We start from the raw sequence: 25,969 nt of genomic DNA on the forward strand, positions 1-25,969 counted from the left end.
CTCACTCACCTCCGCGGTCTCGAAGGGACACCGCCGGGTCGGCCCGGCGCAGGGTCATGACCGCCGTGACGACGAGCGGTGCGGCGGCGACACCGGCGAGCAGCAGCGCCACCTGGCCGGGCGGCAGCTGGACCAGCACCGACGGCACCGGTCTCGCGGCCTGCCCGGTCAGGACGATCAGCGGGATCACGGCCCGGGTCAGGACCGTGCCCAGGGCCACGCCGACCACCAGCGCGAGCGCCACCAGCACGCCCTGTTCGGCGGCGAGCATCCGGGCGAGCTGGCGGCGCGGGGCACCCAGGGCGCGCAGCACCGCGAACTCGGCGTCCCGTTCGCGCAGCGCCCCGGCCGCGCTCACCGCGAAGCCGAGCGCGGCCAGCGCCGCCGCGACCACCGCGGCGGCCGTGAACGCGGCGGCCGGTCCGGCGCCGAACGGGTCGTCGCGCAGCCGGTCGGCGATCTCGGCGCGCACCACGACCTGCGCCGGGTCGACGTCGGGCAGGGCGCGCAGGGCGGCGGCGACGTCGGCGGTGTGCGCGGGGTCGGTGCTCAGCCACCACTCGGTGGGCTCGGCGCTCTCGCCGTAGCCGCTCTGGAGCAGCCGGTTGACCGACCGCAGGTCCATCAGGATGCCTCCGCCGTCGTGGGCCGCGTCCGGGGCGGCGCTCTGGTCGGCTCCGGACGTGGTCGGCAGCTCGTGCACCGCGCGGACGATCCGCACCGGCAGGTTGCGGCCGGCGAAGGTCACGTCCATGCGCTGTCCGGTGCGGGCGCCCGTGGAGGCCAGGAAGCGGTCGGTGGCCACCGCCGCGATCTCCGTCCGCGCGGGCTGCCCGACCTGGAGCCGGACGCTCACCGTGCCCAGGTCGTAGCTGTTCTCGCGCGGCACGTAGCCGGTGCCGTAGGTGACCGTCAGCGGCCGGGCCGAGGTCACCTCCGCGGCGGTGGGGGCGTTCCTGCGGTCGGGGAAGGAGTCCTGGGCGCCGCCGGAGGAGACCGCCGTCCAGGTCGTCGGCAGGGTCAGTGCCCGCGTCGTGCCGCCGTCGTCGACGGCCTCGATCCGGGACACGGTCAGACGGTGCTCGGCGGCCCGGTCGACCGGCTGGGCCACGCTCAGGTCCAGGCCGGTCAGCGTCAGCGGGCCCGCGCCGGGCGGCAGCCGCAGATCGAGGGGGCGGGCGCGGCCGTCGGCGGGCAGCGCGGGCAGGGACGTGCGGTAGGGGACGCCGTACCGGTCCTCGACGGTGACCGCCAGGTCGACCGAGGGCGCCGGCCGCCCGGCCGGGGTGCTGCGCACGGCCGTCGTCAGGCGCAGCCGGGCGGTGCCCGCGGGCACCGGCACGCCTGCCGTCGCGCCCTTGGGGGCCAGTTGCGCGAGCATCGGCGTCACCGGCTGCGGGGCCAGGTCGGGGCGCATCAGCACCGCGCCGGAGGCGGTGGTGGTGTCCAGGGCGAGGGCGGTCGCCGTCCGGTCGCCGGACAGCGGCAGCGAGGAGCGGACGGCGGGGGCGGCGGACCGCACGTGCGGGACGGCCGCGTACTGCTCGGTGCGGCCGAGGCCACCCTCGCCCGCGCCCATCACCCGCACCGGCGCACCGGCGAGGAAGTCGGCCTGGTCGTCCTGCGAACGGTCCCAGGAGGCGTTCTGCCCGATCGCCAGCATGCCCAGCGCGATGGCCAGCACCAGCAGCAGCACCGGACCGGCGCCGCGCGTGGGGCGGCGGCTGAACTGCCAGCCGGCCAGCGCGGTCGGCAGGCCGCGGCCGCCGGCCGCCCGCCGCTCGGCCAGCCGCGCCACCGGCGGCAGCAGCCGCAGGGTCAGCACCGTGCCGGCCAGCAGGGCGAGCGCGGGCGCGGTGACCAGCAGCGGGTCGATGCCGAGCCCTCCGGCGCTGTCGCCGCCGACCGCGCCGGAGGACTGCTGGTTCAGCTGCCAGTAGGCGACACCGGCCACCGCCAGCAGGCCGACGTCGGCACCCGCGCGCAGCGGCGCGGGCAGCGCGCGGGCCCGGCGGCCGGGCGCGAGGGAGGAGGTCAGGGCGGGCAGCGTCACCGCGAGCGCGCAGCCCAGCGCCACCGCGGCGGCGACCAGCCAGACGCCGGGGCCGCCGGTCACCGGGACGTCCGGGTGCAGCCCGATCCGGGCCAGGGCGCCCTGCCCGGCCAGCAGCCGGGTCAGCGGCCCGGCGAGCAGCGGGGCGCACACCACGGCGGGCACGGCCAGCAGCAGCGCCTCCGTGGCGGCCAGGCCCGCCAGCCGGGCCCGGGAGCCGCCGCGGGCCCGCAGCAGCCGGCTCTCACCGGCGCGTTCGCTGCTGAGTAGCCGGGCCACGAGCAGCAGCGCGTACCCGGCGAGCAGCGCGAGCTGGAGCGCGGCGATCAGCAGGGTCGAGCGGGCCACCAGCAGGGAGCGGTCGATCCGGTCGAGGACGTCGGGCAGTGTGGTGGTGACGGTCGGGGTGGCGCCCAGGGCGGTCGTCTTCTTCAGGCCGGCCGCGCCCGCGCCGACCGCGTCGCGCAGCGCGCCGGTCCGGCCGGTGGTCAGGGTGCCGAAGTCGGCGGCGGCCTGCCAGGCGGTCTGCCCGGCGCTCACCCGGTCCCCGGCGAGCAGTCCGGCGTCGGCCAGCAGCGGCCCGTACGTCGTGAAGTCGACCTTGCGGACGCCGCGTCCGCCCAGGTCGTCCAGTTGCCAGTACGGCGCGTCGGCCTGGACGGGCCGGTACAGGCCGGTGATCCGCACCTGGACCTCGCGGTCGCGCAGGCGGTCGCCGAGGGTCAGCCGGGCGCCGGGCTTCAGGCCCAGGCGCTGCGCCGCCGCCTGCGGCAGCGCGGCCTGGAGCTCGCCCGTCGCGGTGGCGCGCGGGAGGCTGCCGGAGACCAGCCGCACCTGGGCGGGTTCCAGGGCGGCGAAGTACGTCAGGTCCGGGTCGCCGGAGCGCTGCGCGGCGGGCTGGAGCGCGCGCGGCAGGGAGTAGGGGCCGGAGCGGGCCAGCGTGTGCACGCTCACCGGCAGGCCGTCGAAGGCGGTGCGGACCTGCTTCCGTACGGCCGCGTCGGCACCGGCGCGCTGTGCGGGCGGTACGTCGGCCTTGACGACCAGGGTGGTTCCGGCCGCGTTGCGCGGGTCCCGCAGCGAGTGGCGCAGCGCGGCGTCGCCGATCGCGCCGGAGTAGGCGGTGAGCGTGGCCAGCACGGCCGTCGTCAGCAGGACCGAGAGCACCGCGGCGGCCAGAAGCAGCCGGTGGGCGCGTGCCCGCGACAGGATGAATCCCGTGAACCCCGCCACCCGGCTCCCCCGTAGTTGTTCAGACCTTTCGGCGATGCTGTCAGAGGAGACCGGGCACGGGTAAGCGCTTGTAGACCGAGCTTGATCGGATTGTGACCGGAAATCGGCGTCGAACGACCGGAATGCGGGACTCCGAGCGACGTTCCGGACTCGTGCGCGTCACCCGGTGGCTCAGAACCGACGGTTCGGGCGGGGCGGTTCGGGCCGGGGCGCGCCGGGCGGCTCAGTCCGGAGTGTTGACCATGGAGGCGGCCGCGTACGTCAGGTAGTTCCACAGCGTCCGCTCGTGCTCCTCGGACAGACCCAGCTCGTCCACGGCGGTCCGCATGTGCCGCAGCCAGGCGTCGTGCGCCGCCCGGTCCACCGTGAAGGGCACGTGCCGCATCCGCAGCCGCGGATGGCCGCGCTGCTCGCCGTACGTCGTCGGGCCGCCCCAGTACTGCATCAGGAACAGCCGCAGCCGCTCCTCGGCCGGACCGAGATCCTCCTCCGGGTACATCGCCCGCAGTTCGGGGTCGCCCGCGACCCCCTCGTAGAAACGGTGCACGAGCCGGCGGAAGGTCTCCTCCCCACCGACCTGCTCGTAGAAGGTCTGCTCCTGAAGCGTGCCGCGCCGAATCTCATTCACCCGTTCATCGTCTCAGACCGCCGGACGGAGGACCCCGGTCCTAGGGCCTGTCGTCAAATTCCCGCCTGCCCCGCGACGCCATGCACGCTCCCCCAAGCTCTTCGAGCAGGGGGGACCCCCACTCGCCGCACCGGGNCCNGACCCGAGTACGTCCAGTACGCGGGTCAGGACCCGGCACTCCCCCGAGCTCTTCGAGCAGGGGGGACCCCCAGAGCACGCACCTGACGCCGCGAGGCCCGCCCTCCGGGCGGACGACGGCAATTTGACGACAGGCCCAGGACTCGTTCACCCGCGGCCGGGAGGAAGGGCGCGGCCCGGTGCCGGTGCTCGCCTCGCGGCGCTCCGCGCAGCACAGTGGAGGCATGGGCGCGCACGCTGTCGGGACCGACGAGCAGGACTGGGCCGGCCTCGCCGCCGAGGCGCGGGCGCGGCTGGTGCGCGAGATCGAGGCGAGCGGGGCGTGGGCGGCCGACCCGGTCTGGCGGGAGGCGTTCGCCCGGGTGCCGCGGCACCTGTTCGTGCCGTACTACTACGTCGCCGGACCCGGCGGCCACGAACGCCGCTGGGGCCAGAGCCCGGACGCCGCGGCGCGCGAACGGTGGCTGCGCGGCGCCTACGAGGACGTACCGCTCGCCACCCGGCTGCGCGACGGCGAACTGGTCTCCTCCAGCAGCCAGCCCTCGCTGATGGCCCAGATGCTGGCCGAACTGCGGCCCGCCGACGGCGACCGGGTCCTGGAGGTCGGCGCGGGCACCGGCTACAACGCGGCCCTGCTCGCCCACCGGCTCGGCGACGACGGCCTCGTCACCACCGTCGACCTGGAACCGGAGATCACCGAGGCGGCGCGGTGCCATCTGGCCGCCGCGGGCCACCATCCGGTGGTGGTCACGGGCGACGGCGCCCGCGGGGTCCCCGAACGCGCCCCCTACGACCGGATCATCGCCACCTGCGCGCTGCCCACCGTCCCGGGCGCCTGGCTCGCCCAGTGCGCGCCCGGCGCCCGGATCCTGACCCCGCTCGCCACCGGCCTGGTGGTGCTGACCGTGCGGGACGCCGCGCACGCCGAGGGCCCGTTCCTCGGCACCGCCGCCTACTTCGTCCCGCTGCGCGGCACCGGCGGCGGCCCGGAGGCGCCGCTCCCGGACCTGCGCGGGGTGCCCGCGCGGGTCCGGGAGGACGACGACTTCCGCTTCCTGCTGACCCTGGCCCGGGGGCGGACCGGCCCGCGCGAGGCCCACGCCCTGTGGGAGCGCGCGGGCCGCCCGCCGCGGGAGCGCTACGGCGTCACCGTGTGCGACGGGCGGGCCTGGGCGTGGCTCGACGACCCGCGGGGACCGCACCGCTGGCCCCTGCCGGGATGATCCGTACGGCGGCGCGGGTCAGCCGCGCCGCACCGTGATCGTCGTCCACGCGCCCACGTGCACCCGGTCGCCGTCCTGGAGCGGCACCGGCACGAAGGGCTGGATGGGCTCCTCGCCGCCGTTGACCGTGGTGCCGTTGGTCGAGTTCTGGTCGACGACCGCCCAGCCGCCGTCCGGCTGCTGGACGAGCACCGCGTGCTGGTGCGAGACGCCCGGGTCCTCCGGCGGCACCGACAGGTCGATGTCGGGGGTGTCACCGGTGGAGTGCCGGCGGCGGCCGATGGTGACCTGGCCGCCGCCGAGCGTGCGCTGCTGCTCGGGCGAGTACGCGGGCAGGTTCAGGCCCGCGGCCTCGGGGCCCGAGCGCTGCATCATCGCCATGAAGTAGTCGCGGTCCGGTCCGATCGTCGCCGTCCAGGTCGCGGGCTGCTGCGGCTGCTGGGGCTGGTTCGGCTGCTGCGGGAACGGCGAGGAGGACGGCGACTGCGGGGAGCCGGGCTGCGGGTAGCCGTAGCCGCCGCCCTGCCCGCCCTGCCCGCCCTGGCCGCCGGGGTCGGTGGACGAGGGCGGGGAGAGCACCCAGTCGTCGTCCCCGCCGAAGCCGCCGGGCCCGCCGGGGCCGCCGGGGCCGCCCGGCTGCGGCCGGTTCGCCTCCTGCGGGAACGCGGGCGGCGCGGGCGGACCGGACCGGTGGAACGCCTGCGCGGCGCCACCGGGGCCGCCACCCTGCTGACCGGGACCGCCGGGTCCGCCGGGGCCTGTGGGGTTGCCGAAGCCGCCAGGGCCGCCGGGTCCGCCCTGCTGACCGGGACCACCAGGACCACCGGGACCGCCGAAGCCGCCCTGACCGCCCGGCCCGTTGGGGACGCCGCCTTGCTGGCCGGGTCCGCCGGGGCCTGTGGGGTTGCCGAATCCGCCGGGACCGCCGGGTCCGCCGGGACCGGGAGGACCGCTGGGACCGCCGAAGCCCCCCTGGCCGCCCGGACCCTGGGGACGGCCGAAGTCGCCTTGGCCACCCGGCCCGCTGGGGCTGCCCTGGCGGCCGGAGTCGCCGAAGCCACCGGACTCGCCGAAGCCACCGGGACCGCTCTGCCGACCGGACTCGCCGAAGCCGCCGGGACCGCCCTGGCGGCCGGAGTCGCCGAAGCCGCCGGGGCCGCCCGGTCCGTCGGGGCCGCCCTGCCGGCCGGGGTTGCCGAATCCGCCCGGACCGCCCGGACCACCGGGACCACCGGGACCGGCGGGCGGGGTCGGGCCGGGGGGCGGCGGGACCGGGCGGGACGGGTCGGCGCCGAAGCCGCCCTGGCCGCCGGGACCGCCGGGGCCACCAGGAGCGCCGGGCCGGCCGAAGCCGCCGGGCGCACCCGGGCCGCCGGGTCCGCCCTGGCCGCCGGGCTCCGCGCCGAAGGGCGGGATCGGCTCGGCGGGCCGGTTCACCTGCGAGGGCCGGGAGCCCTGGTACTCGTAGGAGTCACCGCCGCCGTAGGACGGGCCCGGTGCCTGCGGGAAGCGCGGGCCGGGGCCCGGGTTCTGCGGGCGCGGCGCGGCCGGAGTGTACGAGGTGGCGGTGTTCGTCAGGAAGTTCCAGCGGCACTCCTCGCAGAACGGCGCGCCGCCCTCCCGGGGCGTACGGCACTGCGGGCACAGCTCCGCCCGGCCGCCGGGCCCGGCGGAGGGGGGCGGGAAACCGCCGGCCGGACCGGGGCCGCCCTGCCCGCCGGGACCACCGGGGCCGCCCTGGCCACCGGGGCCGGGCGCGGGCGGGAAGCCGTAGCCGCCGACCGGGGGCGGCGGCGGAGGCGGGGGCGGTACGGCACCGGCCATGCGGTGACCGCAGACCTCGCACCAGTCGTCGGAACCCGACTGGTGTCCGTTCGGGCAGGTCGGCATGTCGGCGCTTCCCCCTCTCCTGTCCGGTCGCGTCGACCGGATTTCTCCCACCCCGAGGGGCCGGGCTCGCTGTCTTTCAGGTCACTTCTTTACACGAACAGTCTTTGTGGACCGGGTTTCGAGAGTCATCTCGTCGGCTTCCTCGACCTTCGCCTTCAGTCGCACAGTACCCGCCGCCGCGTCCACCACGTCCACCACCTTGGAGAGCAGCTTGGCCGTATCCGCGTTCCCCGAGGCGGCGGCGAGCTGGACCGCCCGCCCCAGTCGGGCCGTCGCTCCGTCGGAATCGCCCGCTTTGCGGAGATCGAGCCCCTGTTGGATGACCTGGGCCAGTTCGGCCTGCCCGGTGTAGTGGGCGACCTGGGGGTTGATCGAGGTGGAGGCGGCCACGTCGTCGGTCCACACGGCCCGTACCAGCCCCTGGGCGCCGAGGTTCTGGGCGCCGCCGTCCGGCTGCGGCACCACCAGGGAGACCCGGGCCGCCAGCATCTCCTGGCCGAGGTGGGCCGCGGGCACCTCGACGCACAGGTGGTAGTCGCGGGACTCGTCGCCCCAGGAGCCGGTCGGATAGTCCCCGGCGCGCGGACCCGCCTCGGCGCGGCGGCCGGTGAGGTCCTCCACCGTGGGCGCGACCTGCTTGACGAACCGGATCGTCGTGCCGACCGGTGTCCACACCCGCAGCGCGACATCGGCGACCTCCTTGCCCATCGCCGTCTCCATCATCTGCGCGAAGTCGGCGGCCAGGCCCGCCGGGTCGGCGACGATGTCGGCGGTGCCGAGCAGCGCGGAGGCGATCCCTGTGACCTCTTTCACCTCCCAGTCGGTGCCCACGCCCCGGGCGTCGCAGGTGAAGCGCCCGGCGCACGCGTCGAGCGCCGCCCGCAGGTCCTCGGGCGACTCGTGCTCGTTGCGCCCGTCGGTGAGCAGGATGCCGTGCCGGATGGCCACGTCCTCCGAGGCGAGCAGCCGGTCGGCGAGCCGCAGCCAGGTGCCGATGGCGGTGCCGCCGCCCGCACTGAGCTTGCGCAGCGCCAGCTTGGCGTGCCCGCGGGTGGTGGAGTCGGCGACGGCGAGCCTGCCGCCGCCCGGATAGACCTCGGTGGCCCGGTGCGTCCCGGCGACCACCGCGAACCGCACCCCGTCGCGCAGGGTGCTGATCGCGGCGGCCGTGGCCTCGCGGGCGTTGCGCATCTTGGCCGGCGGATAGTCCATCGAGCCCGAGCAGTCGACCATGACGACCACCGCGGCGGACGGCCCCTCACCGGGGCCGGGCGGATGCGGGGCGCCGGCCGCGCTCCCGATGGTGCCGCCGCCGGTCGCCGTCACCGTGACGACGGCGTTGACCTCGCGCCCGCCCTCGGGCAGGTACTCGTTCTGGTACACGTCCACCGAGAACTGCGGCACGCTGGACTTCGCGAAGTTGGCCATGCCCTGCCAGATCCCCCTCCGGGCCCCTGAGCGGGGCCGACGACTGTGCGGTTCCTGCGGACCGGCCCCTTCCGGCCCACCGGCGCTCCCCGTACCCGTGGCCGCCCCGCCCGGTCCGGTCCCTCAGGCCGATCCTGCCCCCTGCGGCGCGACCGGGAACGGCAGCAGCGCCACTGTTACGTTGTCGTGGCCCCCGCCGTCCAGCGCGTGGCCGACCAGCACCCGGGCGCTGTGCAGCGGGCGTTCGACGGCGTCCCGGGGCAGCGCCTCGGCCATCTCCTCGGCCGTCTCCGCGTAGTTCCACAGGCCGTCCGTGCAGACCACGACCACTCCGGGCCGGTCCGGCTTGAACGACGCGGTGTGCGGCTCCAGTTCGTAGGCGTCCGCGCCGAGCCAGCCGGTGATCGCGTGGGCGCGCTCGTCGGCGTACGCCTGCGCCTCGCTCATCAGCCCGGCGGCGACCATCTGCGCGGCCCACGAGTCGTCCTCGGTGAGCCGGGCCGGCGGCGCCGAGCGGTCCACCGGCACCCAGTAGATGCGGCTGTCGCCGACCCAGCCGACCACCAGCAGCCCGGCGGTGACGACCGCGCCGACGAGCGTGCAGGCGGGGGAGTTCTGCTGGGGGGAGTGCTCGCGGCCCGCTGCGGGCTCCTCGGCGAGCGCGTCGACCGCCCGCGCGGCGGCGACGATCGCCTCGTGCATCGCCTGCTGCGGGTGGACGCCCCGGGGCAGGGCCTCCAGCAGAGTGGCGCTCGCCGCCCGGGACGCGGCCAGGGACGCCTCGTCGGGGCGGGTCGCGGAGGACACGCCGTCGCAGACGACGGCCACCGCGGCGGGCGAGCCGTCGGGCAGCACCGCGTTGCCGATCGCGAACGCGTCCTCGTTGCGGTGGTGGCGCAGCCCGCGGTCGCTGACCGCCGCCACGGGCCCCGACTCCCGCTCCATGTGGTCGCGTTCGCGCGGCTGGGCGTGCCCGCAGTTCTCGCAGTAGCCGTCGTCGTCCACCCGGCCCGCCCGGCAGGCCACGCACACGGCGGCGGTCGGGGCGGCGGCGGGCTCCGCCGGGGTGCCGGGCGCGTCCGGCGCGCCGGGGACGGGTCCGCGCGGATCCGGTGCCTGCAACGGGTACTCCTCGGGCTCGGACCCGGCCGCGCGGTCGAACCGCACGCCCGCGCCCGGCTGTTGTGGTGCCGGCTGTCCCTGCGCGGGCAGCGGCGAACCGCCCGAGTCGGTGCCGGGCAGATCCGTGGGGCGCTGCATGCGCGCCCCGCCGGAGCTGTCCGACTGCGGGGCGAGCGGCCACGCCTCGTCCGCGGCGCCGTCCTCGGCCGGTGCGGACGGGCGCGGCACCGCGCCGGTGTGCATGGCGACCGTCGGCGTGTCGGACGGCGCCGCCGCGGCCGCGGACAGGTCGAATCCGCAGGCGCCGCAGAAACGGTCACCCGATTCGAGCGGCTCCGCGCAGCTCGGGCAGTTCGTCAGGGCGGCCTGCTGGTGCATCTGCGACATCAACTACACCCATGTCCGGGGGCGGTAACGGTTGGCACGTTCCACCAGGTCGATCCTCTCCTCACCGCCGGGCGCCAGCCGGGCCAGCGTGCGGTACGTACGCTCCAGGCCGAAGCGGAGTCCCCGCTCGTCCAGGTCGCTGCCGAGCAGCACCCGTCCCGGGGACGGATCCGCGGCCCTGCCCCCGGAGAGTATCCAGTCCAGCGCGCAGCCGAGAACCTCGGCCGACAGCGACTCGCGCCGCGCGGGGTCCAGACCGTGCGCGCGCAGCGCCTCCACCTGGGCGGCGGCGGCCGTCAGATCCTCCTGGAACGGCGTGTCGGAGGCGAGCGCCGTACGGTGCCGCAGCCGGGCCCGTACCGCCGCGACCCGGGCCGCCGTGCAGTGCACGGAGGACTCCGGGACCGACTCCAGGGTCCGTACGGCGGCGCGCCGGCCACCGCCGGCGAGCTGGACCCGGGCCAGGCCGAACGCCGCGCTCACATGGCTCGGGTCGCTCGCCCAGACCAGGCGGTAGTACTCGGCGGCGTTGTCGAGCTGGCCGAGCACCTCGGCGCACAGGCCGAGCGCCAGCTTGGGCGCGACCTCGCCGGGGAAGGCGTCGTAGACCGCGTCGAAGGCGAGCGCCGCCTCCTCGTGGTCGGCCGTGACCAGGGACGCCAGGCCCCGGTACCAGACCACCCGCCAGTCGTCGGGGTGCGCCTGCTCCAGGGCGCGCAGCACCCGCAGCGCCTCGGTGCTCTCGCCGGTCTCCAGCCGGGCGCGGACCAGGCGCAGCCGGGTCTCGGTGGACTGCGCGGGCGCGGCGGCCAGCGCGGGGATCAGCTCGGCGGGCGCGGAGGCCAGCAGGCCCGCCAGGAAGCCCGCGTTGGGGTCGGTGGTGTCGACGTGCGGCACGGGCAGGGCGAGGGCCGCCGCCGGGGCGTCCACCGGCCGCACCAGGGCGGGAGCGGCGCCCGGGGCGCTCACGGCACTCACGGCGCCTCCGGCGCTTCCGGTGGTCAGGGCGGGCGCGGGGGCGCCAGGGCCGGGGCCGAGCGCCGGGGCGGGCGCCGGAGCCGCCCGGCCGCGTCCGCGCCCGACGGGCGCCCGCGCGCCCAGCCGGGACACGTCCCCGTCCAGCGGCGGGAACAGCTCCGTGTCGGTGACCCTGGTCTCCGGGCCGAACAGCGTCGACAGCGCCGGACGGGCCCGGCCCGTCTGGAGCGACACGACTTCCCGGAGCACCCCCGTCAGCTGCTCGGCCATCTCCTGCGCGGAGGCGAACCTGCGGGCCGGGTCCGGATCGGTGGCGCGCACCAGCAGCCGGTAGAAGGACTCGTAGCGCCGGAACACCTCGATGGTGTCCGGGTCGGGCAGCGAGTCGGCGTAGGTGTTCGTGTAGCCCTGGAAGTCGAAGGTGAGCACCGCGAGTGTGCGGCCCACCGTGTACAGGTCGCTGGCCACCGAGGGGCCGGTCTCCGCGACCTCGGGCGCCTGGTAGCCCACGGTGCCGTAGATGGCCGACTCGTCGTCGTCCGCCCGGCGCACCGCGCCCATGTCGATCAGCTTCAGCTCGTCCTCGGTCTGGATCGCGTTGTCGACCTTGAAGTCGCAGTACAGCAGGTTGCGGCTGTGCAGATGGCCGAGCGCCTCCAGCGCCTCGATGCCGTACGCGCACGCCTGCTCCACCGGCAGCGGGTCGCGCCGTCCGTCCGGGGTGCGGCGGGCGTTGGCGATCTCCTTCAGCGACTTGCCGCCGACGTACTCCATGACGATGTAGCCGTCGAGGGAGCCGGTGCGCTGGTCCAGGTGCTCCACGAAGTTGTAGATCCGCACGATGTTGGCGTGCTCGATCTCCGCGAGGAAGCGCCGCTCGGAGATGGCCGCGGCCATCGCGTCCTGGTCGCCGGTGTCCAGCAGGCCCTTGAGGACCACCCACCGGTCGGCCACGGCCCGGTCCACGGCCAGGTAGATCCAGCCCAGACCGCCGTGCGCCAGGCACCCGGCGACCTCGTACTGGCCGTGCACGATGTCCCCGGCGCGCAGCTTGGGCACGAACGAGTACGGATGGCCGCACTTGGTGCAGAAGCCCTCCGTGCGGCCGGGCCGCTCACCGCGCGCCCGGCCCACCGGCGCCCCGCAGTCCGCGCGCGAGCAGAACCGCTTGCGCTCGGGCACCTCCGGGTTCTCCAGCACCATCGAGCGCGGGTCGGGCCGCGGCACCTGCGGCACCTGCACCAGACCGGCCCCCAGCCGGGCGCGGCCCGAGGAGCCCGCCGCCGAACCCGAGCTGCGCACCGACACCGACCGGCTGGTCGACCGCCCCGACACCGAGCGCGACAGCCGCCCCGACACCGACCGGGGCGATCTCGACGACTGCGACGACGTACGCCCGCTGGGGCGCGAACCGCCGCTCGCCGCCGAGCCGTTGCCGCCGCCGATGGCGCCGGTGGGGGCGGAGGCCACCAGGCCGGTCGCCGACACCACCGGCGCCAGACCGCAGGTGTCGCAGTACAGCTCACCGCCGCCCACGTCCTCGTACGCCCCGCCGCAGTCCGGCCGCTGACAGGTCTGCCCCGCCTGACTCATGACTCCCCTCCACCCTCGCCGTCCCGGGGACCGCCCTGCCGCGGCACCCGTGCCGCGCCCAGCAGTTCCGCCGCCGCGTGCTGGTAGCGCAGCACCGCCTGTTCGGCCACCCGCAGGTCGCAGGGGGCGCTCCACAGCATGCGGCGGGCCGCGTCGTACCGCTCGACCAGCAGCGGATCCTCCGCCAGCCCGTGCCGGGTCACCTTGGCCCGGTACGCGTCGAGGCGGCCGCGCAGCTCGGCGCGGACCGCCAGCGGCGCGGTGACCGCGGTCAACGACTCGCGGGCGCGCAGCAGTTCGTCCTCGGCCTTCTGTTCGAGGGACTCCAGCAGCGGCGACAGCCGGTGCCACTGGGCCTGCCTGCGGTACTCGGCCGCCGCCGACAACTGCTCCTGGAGCGCGGTCGGCGGGCCGCTGACCACCGGCACCTCGGTGGCGGCGATCTTCGCCAGCACCTCACCGCGCGCGGTGCGCGCCTCGGCGAGGGTGCGGTCGGCGCGCGAGAGCACGTCCCGCAGCCGGATCAGCCGCTGTTCGGCGTCCTGGCGCACCCCGAGCACGGCGTCGATCTCCCGGCGCACCTCCTCCAGCGCCCGCGCCTCGCGGTCGTACACCGTGGTGTCGGGGCGGCCGCCGCCCGGCGCGGAACTGCCCTGCGCGGGCACCCAGTGGGCGAGCGGATCGCTGACCACCTGCTCGCGCAGCCGGGTCAGGGTGCGGGTGATGCGCTCCAGGTCGTCGCCCGCCGGGTGCTCGCCGGGGCGCACGCCCACCGAGTGCGCGAGCCGCCGGGTGCGCTGGAGTTCGGCGGCGAGCAGGTCGATACGGGCGGGCAGCGCCGACCACACGGCGTCCGCCGCGACCACCATGTCCAGGCTGCTCGCGTACAGCTCGTTCATCCGGTCCACCAGCCCGGCCAGCGAGAAGGACTGGCTCAGGACTCCCGCCGCGGCCAGCGCGGGCGCGCCGGCCGCGGCGGCGCCGGGGACCGTGACGCCCGTGCCGCGCAGCAGCCCGGTCAGCTCCACCAGGTCCTCGCGGCTGGACCAGCGGCGGCGGGCGCGGATCTCACGGGCGGTGCGCAACGCGCCCGCGTAGGCGTCGAAGTACGCCCACAGCAGTGTTATCGACGCCTCCGTCACCGCCCAGCGCTCCTCGGTGACCCCGGTCAGCCGGGCGCCTTCGAGGAGTCTGCGGCCCGCGTGGTCCTGGAGGGCGAGCAGCGAGGTCTCGATCGCCTCGTGCTCCGCGCCGAGCCGCGCCAGCGCACGGTCCACCTCGTCCCGGTCCAGCACCGGCCCGGCGGGGTCCGCGCCGCCCATCGATCACCTCTCGCTGCTCTTCGTGGTCCGTCGGCGCTGCGCCGCTCGGTGGCCTCTTCGTCCGCGGTCCGTGCGGGCCGGGATCACCGGTAGGCCGGTGCCGGCGGAGTCGCCGACTCCGAGTCCTTACCCAGGGTGGCGGACAGCCAGTGGTCGTACGCCGCCTTCCAGCCCCCGTCCTTGCGGTAGTCCTCCAGGCTGCGGTTGACCTGACGCACCAGATCGTCGGCGCCCCGCCGCATCGCCACGCCGTAGTACTCCTTGGTGAAGGTGCCGCCCTTCAGTTCCACCGCCGGGTCCTGCGCGGCCTGGCTGGCGGCGAGCGCGCCGTCGGTCACCACCGCGTCCACGTCGCCCAGTTGGAGACGCACCAGGCAGTCCAGCTGGTTGGGGACGGTGGTGGAGATGTCCGTGGACGCGGGCAGGGCACCGCTCTTCCGGTCGGCGGACAGATGGTCGTAGGCCGTCGAACCGGTCGCCGAGCACACCTTCCTGCCGGCGAGGGAGGCGTCGTAACCGGTGATCGGCGAGGTGCGCGGCGCGAGGACCTGCTGGCCGGTGAGGAAGTACGGCGCGGAGAACGCCACCTTCTCCAGGCGCTTGCAGGTGATGGTCATGGTGCGCACCACCAGGTCGACCCGGCCGCTCTCCACCGCGTGCTCGCGCTCGTTGGTGGGGATCGCCCGGAAGGTGACCTTCGTCGGGCTGCCCAGCAGGTCCTGCGCGATCCGGCGGGCCAGGGCGATGTCGAAGCCGTCCAGGTCGTCGGAGGTGCTGTTCGGGTTGCGGTAGCCCCAGCCGTAGCTGTTCTGGTCGACGCCGACCACCAGGGAGCCGCGCTTCCTGATCCGCTCGACGGCGGGGCCGTCCGCGTCGGCCGGTGCCAGGCTGCGGTTCTGCACGTCGCCGTCGTCGCAGTCGCCGGCCCTGGCCTGCACGCCCCGGGCCGCCCCGGCGCCGCCGGCGGCCGGGGGAGGCCCGCCGTGCGAACGGGTGGCGGGCAGCACCAGGACGAACGCCAGCGCCAGGACGCAGACGACCGCCATCGCGCCCACACCGCCCCAGCCCCTCAGACCGGACCGCAGTCGCCGCACACGCATCCGCACGCCTCCTTCCACCCTTGTCACGCCCCCTCTCACTCTCACCGGTACTCCGACAGCCTTCGCCCGATGCCCAGCAGGGCACCGGCCCCGCCGAGCAGGGCCAGGGCGGCGGCGCCCTCGGGCAGCAGGCCCAGCGCGCCGAGCCCGTCCTGCGCGGCGTCCTCGAACTTCGCCGTCTCGTGGTCGATCGCCGTCCTGAGCGCGTCGTCGACGTCGTCGAAGCACGCACCCGTCGACTCGTCCTTCACGCCCTTCGCGCCCTTGCCGTCCGTCGCGCCGGTGCCGATGACCCGGTCGCGGGCCGTGCGGTAGTCCCCGGCGTCGTCGGCCTGGCGGGCCAGCGCGTGCCGGGACTTCCAGACCTTCACCGACTCGCTCGCGGCCCGCACCGGTGCGCGGCCCGCCGCGTCGTCGGCGATGGCCGCGGCCGTCGCCAGCTTGCCGGTGAGGTCGCCGATCTCCTGGTCGTAGTTCCAGTCGTAGGCGTCCATCACCTTGCCGCCCGGCAGGGTCTTGGTCTCCGCGCCCCGGCTGACCAGGGTGAGGTTCTCGTCGCCGCGCGCCTTGAGGGAGGCGATCCGGGCGTCGTGCAGCACGTTCAGCGAGTCCACGTCGCGCCGGGAGTCGTCCAGGGAGGAGCGGGCGAGGCCGTGCCCGGTGACCAGCCACAGCAGGACGGCGGCGGTCGCCGCGGTGGCGCCCACCAGGCCCCGGCTCAGCACCCGGTTGGTCCGCCGGTACTCGCGGCGCTGGGCCCAGCCGAGCGCGGCCAGGGCGAGCACGCCGAGCGCGATGGCGGCCCACGGGTAGGGCGTCGCGTCGCCGTAGTCCGCGCCGCGCCGCCCGTTCTCGTTGCGGTACAGCGTCTCGGCGGCCGGGAGCATCTGCTGCTGCATCAGGGTGTTGGCGGTGCGCAGATAGGCGCCGCCGACCGGGAAGCCCTGCCGGTTGTTGGCGCGCGCCGACTCCACCAGGCCCTTGTAGCGCGGCAGCAGCGCGTTGAGGTCGCCGATGGTCTTCGCCGCCGGGGAGCCGGGCGCGGAGTTGGCGGCGGCGGTCACCAGGCCCTGGGCGGCGGTGCTGATGTCCGACTCGTAGCGCCGCCGGGTCGTCTGCGTCTCCTGGAGGCCCGCCAGATAGCCGCTGCTCGCCATGGTGTTGGCGTCGGCGAGGGAGCGGTAGATCCCGGCCGCCTCGGAGCTGAGGGGCTGGCTGCGGTGCAGGACGTCATGGGCGGCGGTCCGCCGGTCGCCGCTCTGCCAGGCGGCGACGGCGCCGAACGCGAGGACGAGCAGCGCCAGGAGCGCGCCGATCGCCCGCAGCCTGCCCGGCCCGGTGACGGCGGCGGCGCGCAGCCGGTCCAGGCCCTCGGCGAACGCCGTGCGGCGCGGCGGCGCGGGCACCGGCGCCGGGGCCGGCGGCGTCCGCCCGCCCGGCCCGGCGGGCGCACCGGGCTGCGGCGGCACGGCGGGTGTCGCGGGCGCGCCGGGGTGCGGCGGCGCCACGCTGCTGTTCGGCGAGTGTGTCACTGCTGACCCCCCCATGGTCATCCGTCGCCGCAAGTATCCCTGCCGGGACCGGCATCCGCACCGGCCTTCGTCCGATCTTGCTCCGATCGCGGCGGGGAGCCCGGCCGCGCGCCCGGCGCACGCCCCCCTGCTCAGGAACACGTGAAGCGGAACGGTTCGGTTCCCCCGGCACACACGGACACGGGCCGGTCACCCGAGTGCCGGCCCGTGTCCCGTGTGCGTGTACCGCCCGTTCAGCCCCCGAAGTACGCCCGCACCCGCTCCTGCACCTCGGCGGGCGCGCCCACGTGGTCCAGGCCCAGCAGGGCCGCGCCCAGGACCGGGCGGGCGGTGACCACCCGCGGGACGGCCTTCGGGGCGCGCGCGGACAGGCGTTCGCGCAGCGACGCGTCGAGCTGCGGGTGCCGGGCGGCCAGGACGCTGCCCCCCAGCAGCACCGGGGCCTCCTCGTCCAGCAGGTCCAGCCGGCCCAGGGCGACCACCGCCATGGCCACCACCTCCTCGGCCAGGCGTTCCACGATCGAGCGGGCGATCGCGTCGCCCTCGGCGGCCGTCGCGAACAGCACGGGGGCCAGTTCGTGGCGGCGCTCCGGGTCGACGTGCTCCAGGTGCAGCGCCTCGATGAGGGCGTACATGGAGTCGAGTCCGAAGTGGCCGGGCAGCGTGCGCACCAGCGCGGTCGGCTCGCCGCGGCCGTCCTCGGCGCGGGCGGCGTACCACAGGGCCTCCTCCGCCAGGCCCGAACCGCCGCCCCAGTCGCCGGAGATGCGGCCTATCGCCGGGAAGCGGGCCGTGCGGCCGTCCGGGCGCATGCCGACGCAGTTGATGCCGGCGCCGCAGACCACTGCCACGCCGCGCGGCTCGGCCACGCCCGCGCGCAGTATGGCGAACGTGTCGTTGCGGACCTCGACGGTCGTGCCCCACGCGCGCGCGTGCAGGGCCGCCGCCAGCTGCTCCTCCTCCACGGGCAGGTCGGCGTTGGCCAGACAGGCCGACACATGGGCGACCGAGGCGACGCCCGCCTCGGCGCAGGCGCGCGTGACGGCGTCGGCGAGGACGTCCACGGCCGTCTCCACGCCCACCACGGGCGGGCGGAACCCGCCGCCGCGGGCCGTGGCGAGGACGCTTCCGTCGGCCGCCACGACCGCGACGTCGGTCTTGCTGTTGCCCGCGTCGATGGCGAGGACGCTTGCGGTCAGGCCCACGCGAGATGCTCCCGGTTGTGTGCGATGAGCTGGTCGGTCAGGGTCTCGGCGTAGGAGTACTGGCCGATCAGGGGGTGGGCGAGCAGCGCGCGGAAGACCCGCTCCCGGCCGCCGTGCAGGGCCGCCTCCAGGGCGAGCTGCTCGTACGTCGTCACATGGGCCACCAGGCCCGCGTACAGCGGGTCCACGGGGGCCACCGGCAGCGGGGTGGCGCCCTTGGCGCCGACCGCCGCCTGCACCTCGATCACCGCGTCGTCCGGCAGGAAGGGCAGCGTGCCCCGGTTGTAGGTGTTGACCACCTGGTACGGGCTGCCGCCACCGCCGAGCAGGGCCGCGGCCAGGTCGACGGCCGCCTCCGAGTAGTAGGCGCCGCCGCGCTTGGCGAGCAGGGCCGGCTTCTCGTCCAGCGCCGGGTCGCCGTACAGGTCCAGCAGCTCGCGCTCCATCGCGGCCACCTCGGCGGCCCGGGACGGCTTGGTGCGCAGCTCCTCCACCACCTGGTCGTGCGCGTAGTAGTAGCGCAGGTAGTACGAGGGGACCACGCCGAGGCGGTCCAGGACCGGGCGGGGCAGCCGCAGGTCCTCGGCGACGGCGTCGCCGTGCTCGGCCAGCAGCCGGGGCAGCACGTTCTCGCCCTCGGGGCCGCCCAGGCGCACCCCGGTCTCCCAGGTGAGGTGGTTCAGGCCCATGTGGTCCAGGTGGACGTCGTGCGGGGCCACGCCGAGCAGCTTCGCGAACTTGCGCTGGAAGCCGATGGCCACGTTGCACAGGCCGACCGCCCGGTGCCCGGCCTCCAGCAGGGCGCGGGTCACGATGCCGACCGGGTTGGTGAAGTCGATGATCCAGGCGTCCGGGTTGGTGCGGCGCACCCGCTCGGCGATGTCCAGCACGACCGGGACGGTGCGCAGCGCCTTGGCCAGGCCGCCGGCGCCGGTGGTCTCCTGGCCGACGCAGCCGCACTCCAGCGGCCAGGTCTCGTCCTGCTGGCGGGCGGCCTGGCCGCCGACGCGCAGCTGGAGCAGCACGGCGTCGGCGCCCTCCACGCCCGCGTCCAGGTCGGAGGTGGTGACGATCCGGCCGGGGTGCCCCTGCTTGGCGAAGATCCGGCGGGCCAGGCCGCCGACCAGCTCCAGCCGGTCGGCCGCCGGGTCCACCAGGACCAGCTCCTCGACGGGCAGGGTGTCCCTGAGCCGGGCGAAGCCGTCGATGAGTTCGGGGGTGTAGGTCGAGCCGCCGCCGACCACGGTGAGTTTCATGTCTGTCAACCCTTTACTCCGGTGAGCGTGACACCCTCGACGAACGCCTTCTGCGCGAAGAAGAACACGAGGATCACGGGGGCCATGACCAGCACGGTGGCGGCCATGGTGAGGTTCCAGTCGGTGTGGCGGGCGCCCTTGAAGGACTCCAGGCCGTAGGACAGGGTCCAGGCGGCCGGGTTCTCCGAGGCGTAGATCTGCGGGCCGAAGTAGTCGTTCCAGGCGTAGAAGAACTGGAAGAGGGCCACGGCCGCGATGCCGGGCTTGGCCATGGGCAGCACCACCCGCACCAGGGTGCGCAGCTCGCCGCAGCCGTCGACCTTCGCCGCGTCCAGGTACTCGTTCGGGATGGTCGTCAGGAACTGCCGCAGCAGGAAGATGGAGAACGCGTCGCCGAACGCCATGGGGATGATCAGCGGCCACAGCGTGCCGGACAGGTCCAGCTGCTTCGCCCAGAACAGGTACATCGGGATGATGATCACCTGCGGGGGCAGCATCATCATCGAGATGACCAGCATCAGCGAGAGATTGCGGCCGCGGAAGCGGAACTTGGCCAGCGCGTAGGCCACCGGGAGCGAGGACACGACGGTGAGGACCGTGCCCGCTCCGGCGTACAGGAGGGTGTTCCGCCACCAGGTGAGGAAGCCCGGGGTGTCGAAGACCTTCTTGTAGTTGCCCCACTCCCAGGTGTGCGGGATCAGATCGCGGCTGAGCGCCTGGCTGTCGCTCATCAGCGAGGTCAGGAACACGAACACGAAGGGCAGCACGAAGAAGAGGGCGGCGGCCACACCGAGCGAGTGGACCGCGATCCACTCCAGGAGGGCCTTGCGGCGGGCGGTGCGCTCCGCGGGCGGGACGGGGGCCTTGAGGGCGGCCGGGTGGTCCAGGACCTGGGTCATCGTCAGTCACCTGCCTGCATGAGACCGCCCCGGCGCCGCATCAGCAGTGAGGTGAACGCCATGGACAGGACGAACAGCACCAGCGCCACCACACAGGCCGAGCCGTAGTCGAAACGCTGGAAGCCGAGGTTGTACACGAGCTGGGGGAGGGTCAGCGTGGACTTGTCCGGGTAGCCGGGCTCGAACATGGTGCCCGCGCCCTGGATCACGCCCGAGGCGACCTTCCCGGCGATCAGCGGCTGCGTGTAGTACTGCATGGTCTGGATCACCCCGGTGACCACGGCGAACATCACGATCGGCGAGATGTTCGGCAGGGTGACGTACCGGAAGCGCTGCCAGGGCGAGGCGCCGTCCAGCTCGGCCGCCTCGTACTGCTCGGTGGGCACGTCGAGCAGGGCGGCCATGAAGATGACCATCAGGTCGCCGATGCCCCACAGGGCGAGCAGGGTCAGGGCGGGCTTGGACCAGGTGGGGTCGTTGAACCAGCCCGGCGCGGGGATGCCCACCTTTTCCAGCAGGGAGTTGACCGGGCCCGTGCCGGGGTTCAGCAGGAAGGCGAAGGCCATGGTCGCGGCGACCGGCGGGGCCAGATAGGGCAGGTAGAAGAGGGTGCGGAAGACACCCGTGCCCGTCTTGATCTTGGTGATCAGCAGCCCGATGCCGAGTCCGAACAGGACCCGCAGGGACACCATGATCACCACCAGCCACAGGGTGTTGCGCAGGGCCGGCCAGAACAGCGGGTAGTTCTCGAAGACGTACGTCCAGTTCTGCGCGCCGCTCCACGTCGGCGGATTGAAACCGTCGTAGTGCATGAACGAGAAGTAGACCGTGGAGATCAGCGGATACGCGAAGAAGACCGCGAATCCGATCAGCCAGGGCGACATGAAGGCGAGGGTCCGCAGAGCCGCGCGGCGGCGTTTCGACGCCAGGGTGACAGTGGTCATCGCGTGCCTACTCCGCCTGCGCGATGTCCGTGTCGATCTGGTGGGCGGCCTTTTCCAGGCCGGCCTTCAGGTCCTTCTGCTTGCCGCTCTCGTAGTCGTAGCCGAGCTGCTGGACCGTGACCAGGTACTGGCCGCCGTTGATCGAGGCGGGTGTGGTCGTCGAGTTCGGGTCGGCCGCGATGTCAAGGAACGTCTTGAACCGCGGGTCGTACTTGAGCTTCGGGGACTTCAGGGCGGCCAGGGTGGAGGGCACGTTGTGGATGTCGTTGGCGAAGCCGACCACCGCGTCGGTGTCCGTGGCGATGTACTTCACGAATTCCCAGGCCGCGTTCTGCTTGCGGCTGGTGGCGGCGATACCGGTGATGGTGCCGGTGATGTAGCCCTTGCCGTACTGGCTCTCCTGGCCGTCCGGCACGGGCAGCGGGGCCACGCCGATCTCGAAGCCCGGCTTGGCCTCCTCGGCCATGCCGAGCCGCCATTCGCCGTCGAGCTGCATGGCCACCTGGCCGGTGTGGAAGGGGTGCTTGGGGCCCCATTCGTCACCGAGCGTGGCGCGGTACTTCTCCAGCTTCTGGAATCCGCCGAGTTCGTCGACGAGCTTCTTCTGGAAGGTGTATCCCTTTTCGAAGGCGGGGTCCTTGGCGACGTTCGACTTGCCGTCGGCGTCGAAGTACCGCGGGGAGAACTGCGCGAAGAGGTGCTCGGTCGTGGTCTCCCAGCCGTGGTACGTCGGCATGACGCCGAGCTGCTTGAAACCGTCCCCGTCGGGAATCGTCAGCGCCTTGGCGTCCGCCTCGAACTCGGACCAGGTCCTGGGCGCCTGCTTGATCCCGGCCTTCTCGAAAGCGGTCTTGTTGTAGTAGAGCCCGTACGCGTCGCCGAGCAGCGGCGCCGTGCACCGCTTCCCGTCGAACTGCGTGTATTCGTTCATCGCCTTCGGGAACGTCTTTTCGGCGTCGATGCCCGCCTTCTTGAGGAGCGGGTTGAGATCGACCAGCGCGCCCGAGGAGCAGAACTTGCCCACGTTGTTGGTGGTGAAGGAGGAGATCACGTCCGGCGCCTTGTCACCGCCGGTGCGCAGCGCCTGATTCATCTTGTCGTCGGTCATGTTGCCGACGATGTTGACGTGGATGTTGGGGTGCGCCTTCTCGAAGCCGTCGACCAGCGCCTGGACGCCCTTCACCTCGTTCGGCGCGCTCCAGGCGTGCCAGAAGTTGATCGTGGTGTCCTTCGAGGCGTCGTCGTTCGCGCCGGAGCTGGGCTGGCCGGTGCAGGCGGTGGCGAACAGCGCGACGGAGACGGAGGCGGCGAGGACGAGGGCCGCTTTCCGGGGCACTTCGGGCATGACGGGATCTCCCTGGGGCGGGGGCGGGGGCGGGGGCGGGGGCGGGACGGTGCGGTGCGGACGGGGGAGGACAGGTGGTGCGGGGGGCGGTCGTGCGGTGGTTCAGCGCGAGGTGTCGAAGACCTCGTCGCGGGTGGCCGCGAGGGCGCTCTCCAGCGCGCCGCGCAGCACGGGTTGTTCGCGGACGTCGCCGACCACGAGGCGCGGCCGGGCGGCGGCCAGGTCCTCCAGCTCGGCCTGGACCAGGGCGCGCAGCACCTCGCCGCCGGCGGTGAGCGCGCTGCCGCTGAGCACCACCAGCTCCGGGTCGAGCACGGACACGAGCGAGGCGAGACCGGTGGCCAGATGGGTCGCGTACGTCGTCAGCAGGGTGCGGTGCGGGCCGCTCGCGTGGTCGGCGGCGCGGGCCACGAGCGCGGCGGCGGCGTCGGTGTACGGCCCGGTGGGCACGTCCGCGAGGCCGAGCGCGCGGGCCAGCTTGGGCACGGCCTGGGCCCCGGCGAGTTCCTGGTAGCCGCCGCTGTTGGCCTTGGTGACCTGGCGGACCAGGGGCGCGCCGGGCACCGGCAGGAAGCCGACCTCCCCGGCGCCGCCGGTCCAGCCGCGGTGCAGCCGCCCGCCGAGGACCAGGGCGGCGCCCATGCCCTCCTGGTTCCACAGCAGCACGAAGTCCTGATGGCCGCGGGCCGCGCCGAGACGCTGCTCGGCGATGGCGACGAGGTTGACGTCGTTCTCGTACTCCACCGGCATCGGCAGGGCCGCGGCCAGCTCGTCGAGGATCGTGGGGGAGTGCCAGCCGGGCAGGTGCGAGGCGTAGCGCAGCCGGCCGGTGTTCGGGTCGAAGGCGCCGGGGGTGCCGATGACGAGGCGGTGCACGTCGCCGCGGGCCAGGCCCGCCGCCTTCACCGCGCCGTCCAGCGCGTCGGTGACCTGCCGGACGACCGGCTGGGTCGGGTGCCGGCCGGGTGTGGGCAGCTTGAACTCGCCCACCGTGCGGCCGGTGACGTCGGCGACGGCGGCGCGGATGCGGTGCGGGTTGACGTCGAGTCCGGCGGCGTGCGCGGCGGCCGGATTGACGGAGTACAGCTGCGCGTTCGGACCCGGCCTGCCCTCGCTGGTGCCGGTGGCGAGCACCAGCCCGGCGGCCTCGAGGCGCGCCAGCAGTTGCGAGGCGGTCGGCTTGGAAAGACCGGTCAGCTTGCCGATCCGGGTGCGCGACAGCGGCCCGTGCTCCAGCAGCAGATCGAGGGCGGCCCGGTCGTTCATGGCGCGCAGGACGCGCGGGGTGCCCGGCGTACCGGCGGTCCCTGCCATGCGTCTCGCCCCCTGCCCTGGAAGATCACTGTTAGGAAAGTTTCCTGTTCGAGTGCCAGGAACCTAAGCCCGGGATGAAGGGGGCGTCAAGACCGGGCGACGGGGAGGCTGCGGAGTCGTTATGCGCGGGTGCCGCCCCGCGTCCGCGGATCGGCACTTCCGGACCGCGGGCCGCCGCTCCCGCCGCACTTCCGGGCGGGGTCCCCGGGTGGACCGCCGCCCGGGTCCGTCCGTCCCGGCCCTACTTGCCCGTCGGCTGCTGCGGGGGGATCGGGGTGGTGGCCTTGGCCTGGTCGGAGGCCGGGTTGGCGAAGGCGGAGGGGGCGGCGATGGTGGCCATCGGGTCGGGGGCCTCGTCGTCGACCGGGGCCGTGGCGCCGCCCACGATACGGATGTCCGCCTCGTCGAAGGCGCGCTTGATGCGCCAGCGCAGCTCGCGCTCGACCGCCGTCGACTTGCCCGGCATCGTCTTGGCCGAGACCCGCACCACCATCGAGTCGATCAGCACGCTGTCCAGGCCCAGCACCTCGATCGGGCTCCACAGCAGCTCGTTCCAGGGCTCTTCCTTGCCCATCTTCTCCGCGACCTCGGTCAGCGTCGCCCGGAGCCGGTCCAGGTCCTCGTCCGCCCGGACGGTCACGTCCACGCCCGCCGTCGCCCAGCCCTGGGAGAGGTTGCCGATCCGCTTGACCTCGCCGTTGCGGACGTACCAGATCTCGCCGTTGGCGCCGCGCAGCTTCGTCACCCGCAGACCGACCTCGATCACCTCACCGGAGGCCACCCCCGCGTCGATCGTGTCCCCGACGCCGTACTGGTCCTCCAGGATCATGAAGACACCGGAGAGGAAGTCCGTGACCAGGTTCCGGGCACCGAAACCGACCGCGACACCCGCCACACCGGCCGACGCCAGCAGCGGCGCCAGATTGATCTGGAACGCGGACAGCACCATCAGCGCGGCCGTCCCCATGATCAGGAAGCTCGCCACCGAGCGCAGCACCGAACCGATCGCCGCCGACCGCTGCCTGCGCCGCTCCGCGTTGACCAGCAGACCGCCCAGCGCCGTGCTGCTCGCCTGCTGCGCGGTGCGGTTCATCCGGTCGATCAGCTTGGTGATCGCCCGCCGCACCACCACCCGCAGCACGCTCGCTATCACCAGGATCAGCACGACCCGCATGCCGATCGCCAGCCAGGTGGACCAGTTCTGCTCCACCCAGCTCGCGGCCTGGTTCGCGCTCTCCTGGGCGTCCTGGAGCGTGGGGACCGTCACGGAGGGTGACTCCGAGGGGGACGGCGAGGGGCCGGCGGCCAGCAGGACGGCGGACAAGGACACGGCAGGTACCTCCAGGTGCGCCCGCCCGCCGGCGCCGCGATCCGAAACGCGGCGGTCGATATCGTCTGGGTCACGAAGTGGTCACCGCACGGGCAGGGCAACCACACTAACGGGGCACGGAACGCCGCTCCCCGCGAACTCCCGGCCCGGCCCGGCCCCGGCACCGCCCCTCCCCCTCTGATCAGGCCGTGTGGGCGCGCCGCGGCCCGGGGACCGCGCCAGGTGTGGTCGAAAACACTCCCGGCCCGTTACCGGGACATGGTGGCGCGTTCACCAGGCATGAGGGGAGACTGACTCCAGATCGTCCCGGCGCGAGCCACGCGCCGCCGGCGTACAAGGAGGCACCCGTGCCGCATGTCCTGGTCCTCAACGCGTCGTACGAGCCCCTCGGCGTCGTACCGCTCCGCCGCGCGCTCGTCCTCGTGCTGGAGAACAAGGCGGTCTGCCTCGAGGAGTCCGGCGCCCATCTGCACAGCGCGACCGTCACCGTCCCCGCACCCAGCGTGGTCCGGCTCAAGCGTTTCGTCCGGGTCCCCTACCGGGGGCCCGTCCCTCTGACCCGCAGGGCGCTGTTCGCCCGGGACGGGGGCCGGTGCATGTACTGCGGCGGTGTCGCCACCAGCGTCGACCACGTCGTCCCGCGCTCACGCGGCGGCCTGCACGCCTGGGACAACGTGGTGGCCTCCTGCCGCCGCTGCAACCACGTCAAGGCCGACCGCCACCTCGTCGAACTGGGCTGGCGCCTGCGGCACAAGCCGGCCCCGCCGACCGGTCTGGCCTGGCGCATCATCGGCACCGGCCACCGGGACCCGCGCTGGCTGCCCTACCTCCAGCCGTACGGCGCGGACGACGCGCTGGCGCGGATCGACGGGATCTCCGCCTGACGGTCCGCCCCGCCTCGCCGCGCCTCTCGGGAGGGAACCGGTCACCCGCATTCCGCCGTCCATGCGGGCGGAAGTGGCCGCCGGGCCGTGCGTAGCGCAACCTGGTGGGAGCGGAATGTGACCGAGAGCACGTAGTTCGCTCGCGTGCGTCTGCCATCGCGCGCA

At 74.6% G+C, this 25,969-nt stretch carries 18 protein-coding genes; 2 read left to right on the forward strand and 16 right to left on the reverse strand.

Annotated features, from left to right (window positions below; genetic code table 11):
- Position 1 precedes the first annotated feature (1 nt).
- Both B086_RS0121205 and B086_RS0121210 read right to left on the reverse strand, forming a co-directional pair.
- Positions 2–3,286: an ABC transporter permease gene (locus B086_RS0121205; RefSeq protein ID WP_018568433.1), complete on the reverse strand. Its 3,285-nt coding sequence runs from the start codon at positions 3,284–3,286 to the stop codon at positions 2–4.
- A gap of 223 nt (positions 3,287–3,509) precedes the next feature.
- Positions 3,510–3,914: a globin gene (locus B086_RS0121210; RefSeq protein WP_018568434.1), complete on the reverse strand. Its 405-nt coding sequence runs from the start codon at positions 3,912–3,914 to the stop codon at positions 3,510–3,512.
- Between the two features lie 362 nt (positions 3,915–4,276).
- Here B086_RS0121210 and B086_RS0121215 point away from each other — a divergent pair, with 362 nt between their 5' ends.
- Positions 4,277–5,275, forward strand: a complete 999-nt coding sequence (locus B086_RS0121215; protein ID WP_026252627.1) for a methyltransferase domain-containing protein — start codon at positions 4,277–4,279, stop codon at positions 5,273–5,275.
- 18 nt (positions 5,276–5,293) lie between these two features.
- On the opposite strand, the gene B086_RS0121220 is transcribed toward B086_RS0121215, so the two are convergent.
- The 14 genes from B086_RS0121220 to B086_RS0121290 form a co-directional block, all read right to left on the reverse strand.
- Positions 5,294–7,165: an FHA domain-containing protein gene (locus B086_RS0121220; protein ID WP_018568436.1), complete on the reverse strand. Its 1,872-nt coding sequence runs from the start codon at positions 7,163–7,165 to the stop codon at positions 5,294–5,296.
- 81 nt (positions 7,166–7,246) lie between these two features.
- Positions 7,247–8,593, reverse strand: coding sequence for a vWA domain-containing protein (locus B086_RS0121225; RefSeq protein WP_018568437.1), 1,347 nt, complete (start codon positions 8,591–8,593; stop codon positions 7,247–7,249).
- Between the two features lie 123 nt (positions 8,594–8,716).
- Positions 8,717–10,102 (reverse strand): PP2C family serine/threonine-protein phosphatase, encoded by a 1,386-nt coding sequence (locus B086_RS0121230; protein WP_018568438.1) that lies wholly within the window; start codon positions 10,100–10,102, stop codon positions 8,717–8,719.
- 3 nt (positions 10,103–10,105) lie between these two features.
- The gene (locus tag B086_RS0121235) at positions 10,106–12,673 is read right to left on the reverse strand and encodes a serine/threonine-protein kinase (RefSeq protein ID WP_051115883.1); all 2,568 of its coding nucleotides are present in this window, start codon (positions 12,671–12,673) and stop codon (positions 10,106–10,108) included.
- The gene (locus B086_RS0121245; protein ID WP_018568441.1) at positions 12,670–13,995 is read right to left on the reverse strand and encodes a hypothetical protein; all 1,326 of its coding nucleotides are present in this window, start codon (positions 13,993–13,995) and stop codon (positions 12,670–12,672) included. The genes B086_RS0121235 and B086_RS0121245 overlap by 4 nt, the downstream gene beginning before the upstream one ends.
- An 83-nt stretch (positions 13,996–14,078) precedes the next feature.
- Positions 14,079–15,095 (reverse strand): glutamate ABC transporter substrate-binding protein, encoded by a 1,017-nt coding sequence (locus B086_RS0121250; protein ID WP_018568442.1) that lies wholly within the window; start codon positions 15,093–15,095, stop codon positions 14,079–14,081.
- A 41-nt stretch (positions 15,096–15,136) separates the two neighbouring features.
- Positions 15,137–16,627 carry a hypothetical protein gene (locus B086_RS0121255; RefSeq protein WP_026252629.1) on the reverse strand — a complete coding sequence of 497 codons (1,491 nt, stop codon included), beginning with the start codon at positions 16,625–16,627 and terminating at the stop codon, positions 15,137–15,139.
- 233 nt (positions 16,628–16,860) lie between these two features.
- Positions 16,861–17,832, reverse strand: coding sequence for an N-acetylglucosamine kinase (locus tag B086_RS0121260; protein WP_018568444.1), 972 nt, complete (start codon positions 17,830–17,832; stop codon positions 16,861–16,863).
- Complete coding sequence (locus B086_RS0121265; protein WP_018568445.1) at positions 17,823–19,088, reverse strand: 6-phospho-beta-glucosidase; 1,266 nt, start codon at positions 19,086–19,088, stop codon at positions 17,823–17,825. The genes B086_RS0121260 and B086_RS0121265 overlap by 10 nt, the downstream gene beginning before the upstream one ends.
- Positions 19,089–19,093: 5 nt before the next feature.
- Positions 19,094–19,987, reverse strand: a complete 894-nt coding sequence (locus B086_RS0121270) for a carbohydrate ABC transporter permease (RefSeq protein ID WP_018568446.1) — start codon at positions 19,985–19,987, stop codon at positions 19,094–19,096.
- 2 nt (positions 19,988–19,989) lie between these two features.
- Positions 19,990–20,931 (reverse strand): carbohydrate ABC transporter permease, encoded by a 942-nt coding sequence (locus B086_RS0121275; RefSeq protein WP_018568447.1) that lies wholly within the window; start codon positions 20,929–20,931, stop codon positions 19,990–19,992.
- Positions 20,932–20,938: 7 nt separating this feature from the next.
- The gene (locus B086_RS0121280; protein WP_018568448.1) at positions 20,939–22,276 is read right to left on the reverse strand and encodes an ABC transporter substrate-binding protein; all 1,338 of its coding nucleotides are present in this window, start codon (positions 22,274–22,276) and stop codon (positions 20,939–20,941) included.
- Positions 22,277–22,378: 102 nt separating this feature from the next.
- Positions 22,379–23,590 (reverse strand): ROK family transcriptional regulator, encoded by a 1,212-nt coding sequence (locus B086_RS0121285; protein ID WP_018568449.1) that lies wholly within the window; start codon positions 23,588–23,590, stop codon positions 22,379–22,381.
- A gap of 241 nt (positions 23,591–23,831) precedes the next feature.
- Positions 23,832–24,920: a mechanosensitive ion channel family protein gene (locus B086_RS0121290; RefSeq protein WP_018568450.1), complete on the reverse strand. Its 1,089-nt coding sequence runs from the start codon at positions 24,918–24,920 to the stop codon at positions 23,832–23,834.
- 347 nt (positions 24,921–25,267) lie between these two features.
- On the opposite strand from B086_RS0121290, the gene B086_RS0121295 reads away from it, so the two are divergent.
- Complete coding sequence (locus tag B086_RS0121295; RefSeq protein ID WP_018568451.1) at positions 25,268–25,804, forward strand: HNH endonuclease; 537 nt, start codon at positions 25,268–25,270, stop codon at positions 25,802–25,804.
- Positions 25,805–25,969: the final 165 nt, after the last annotated feature.

Source organism: Streptomyces sp. PsTaAH-124, from assembly GCF_000373685.1.
GTDB lineage: Bacteria > Actinomycetota > Actinomycetes > Streptomycetales > Streptomycetaceae > Streptomyces > Streptomyces andamanensis.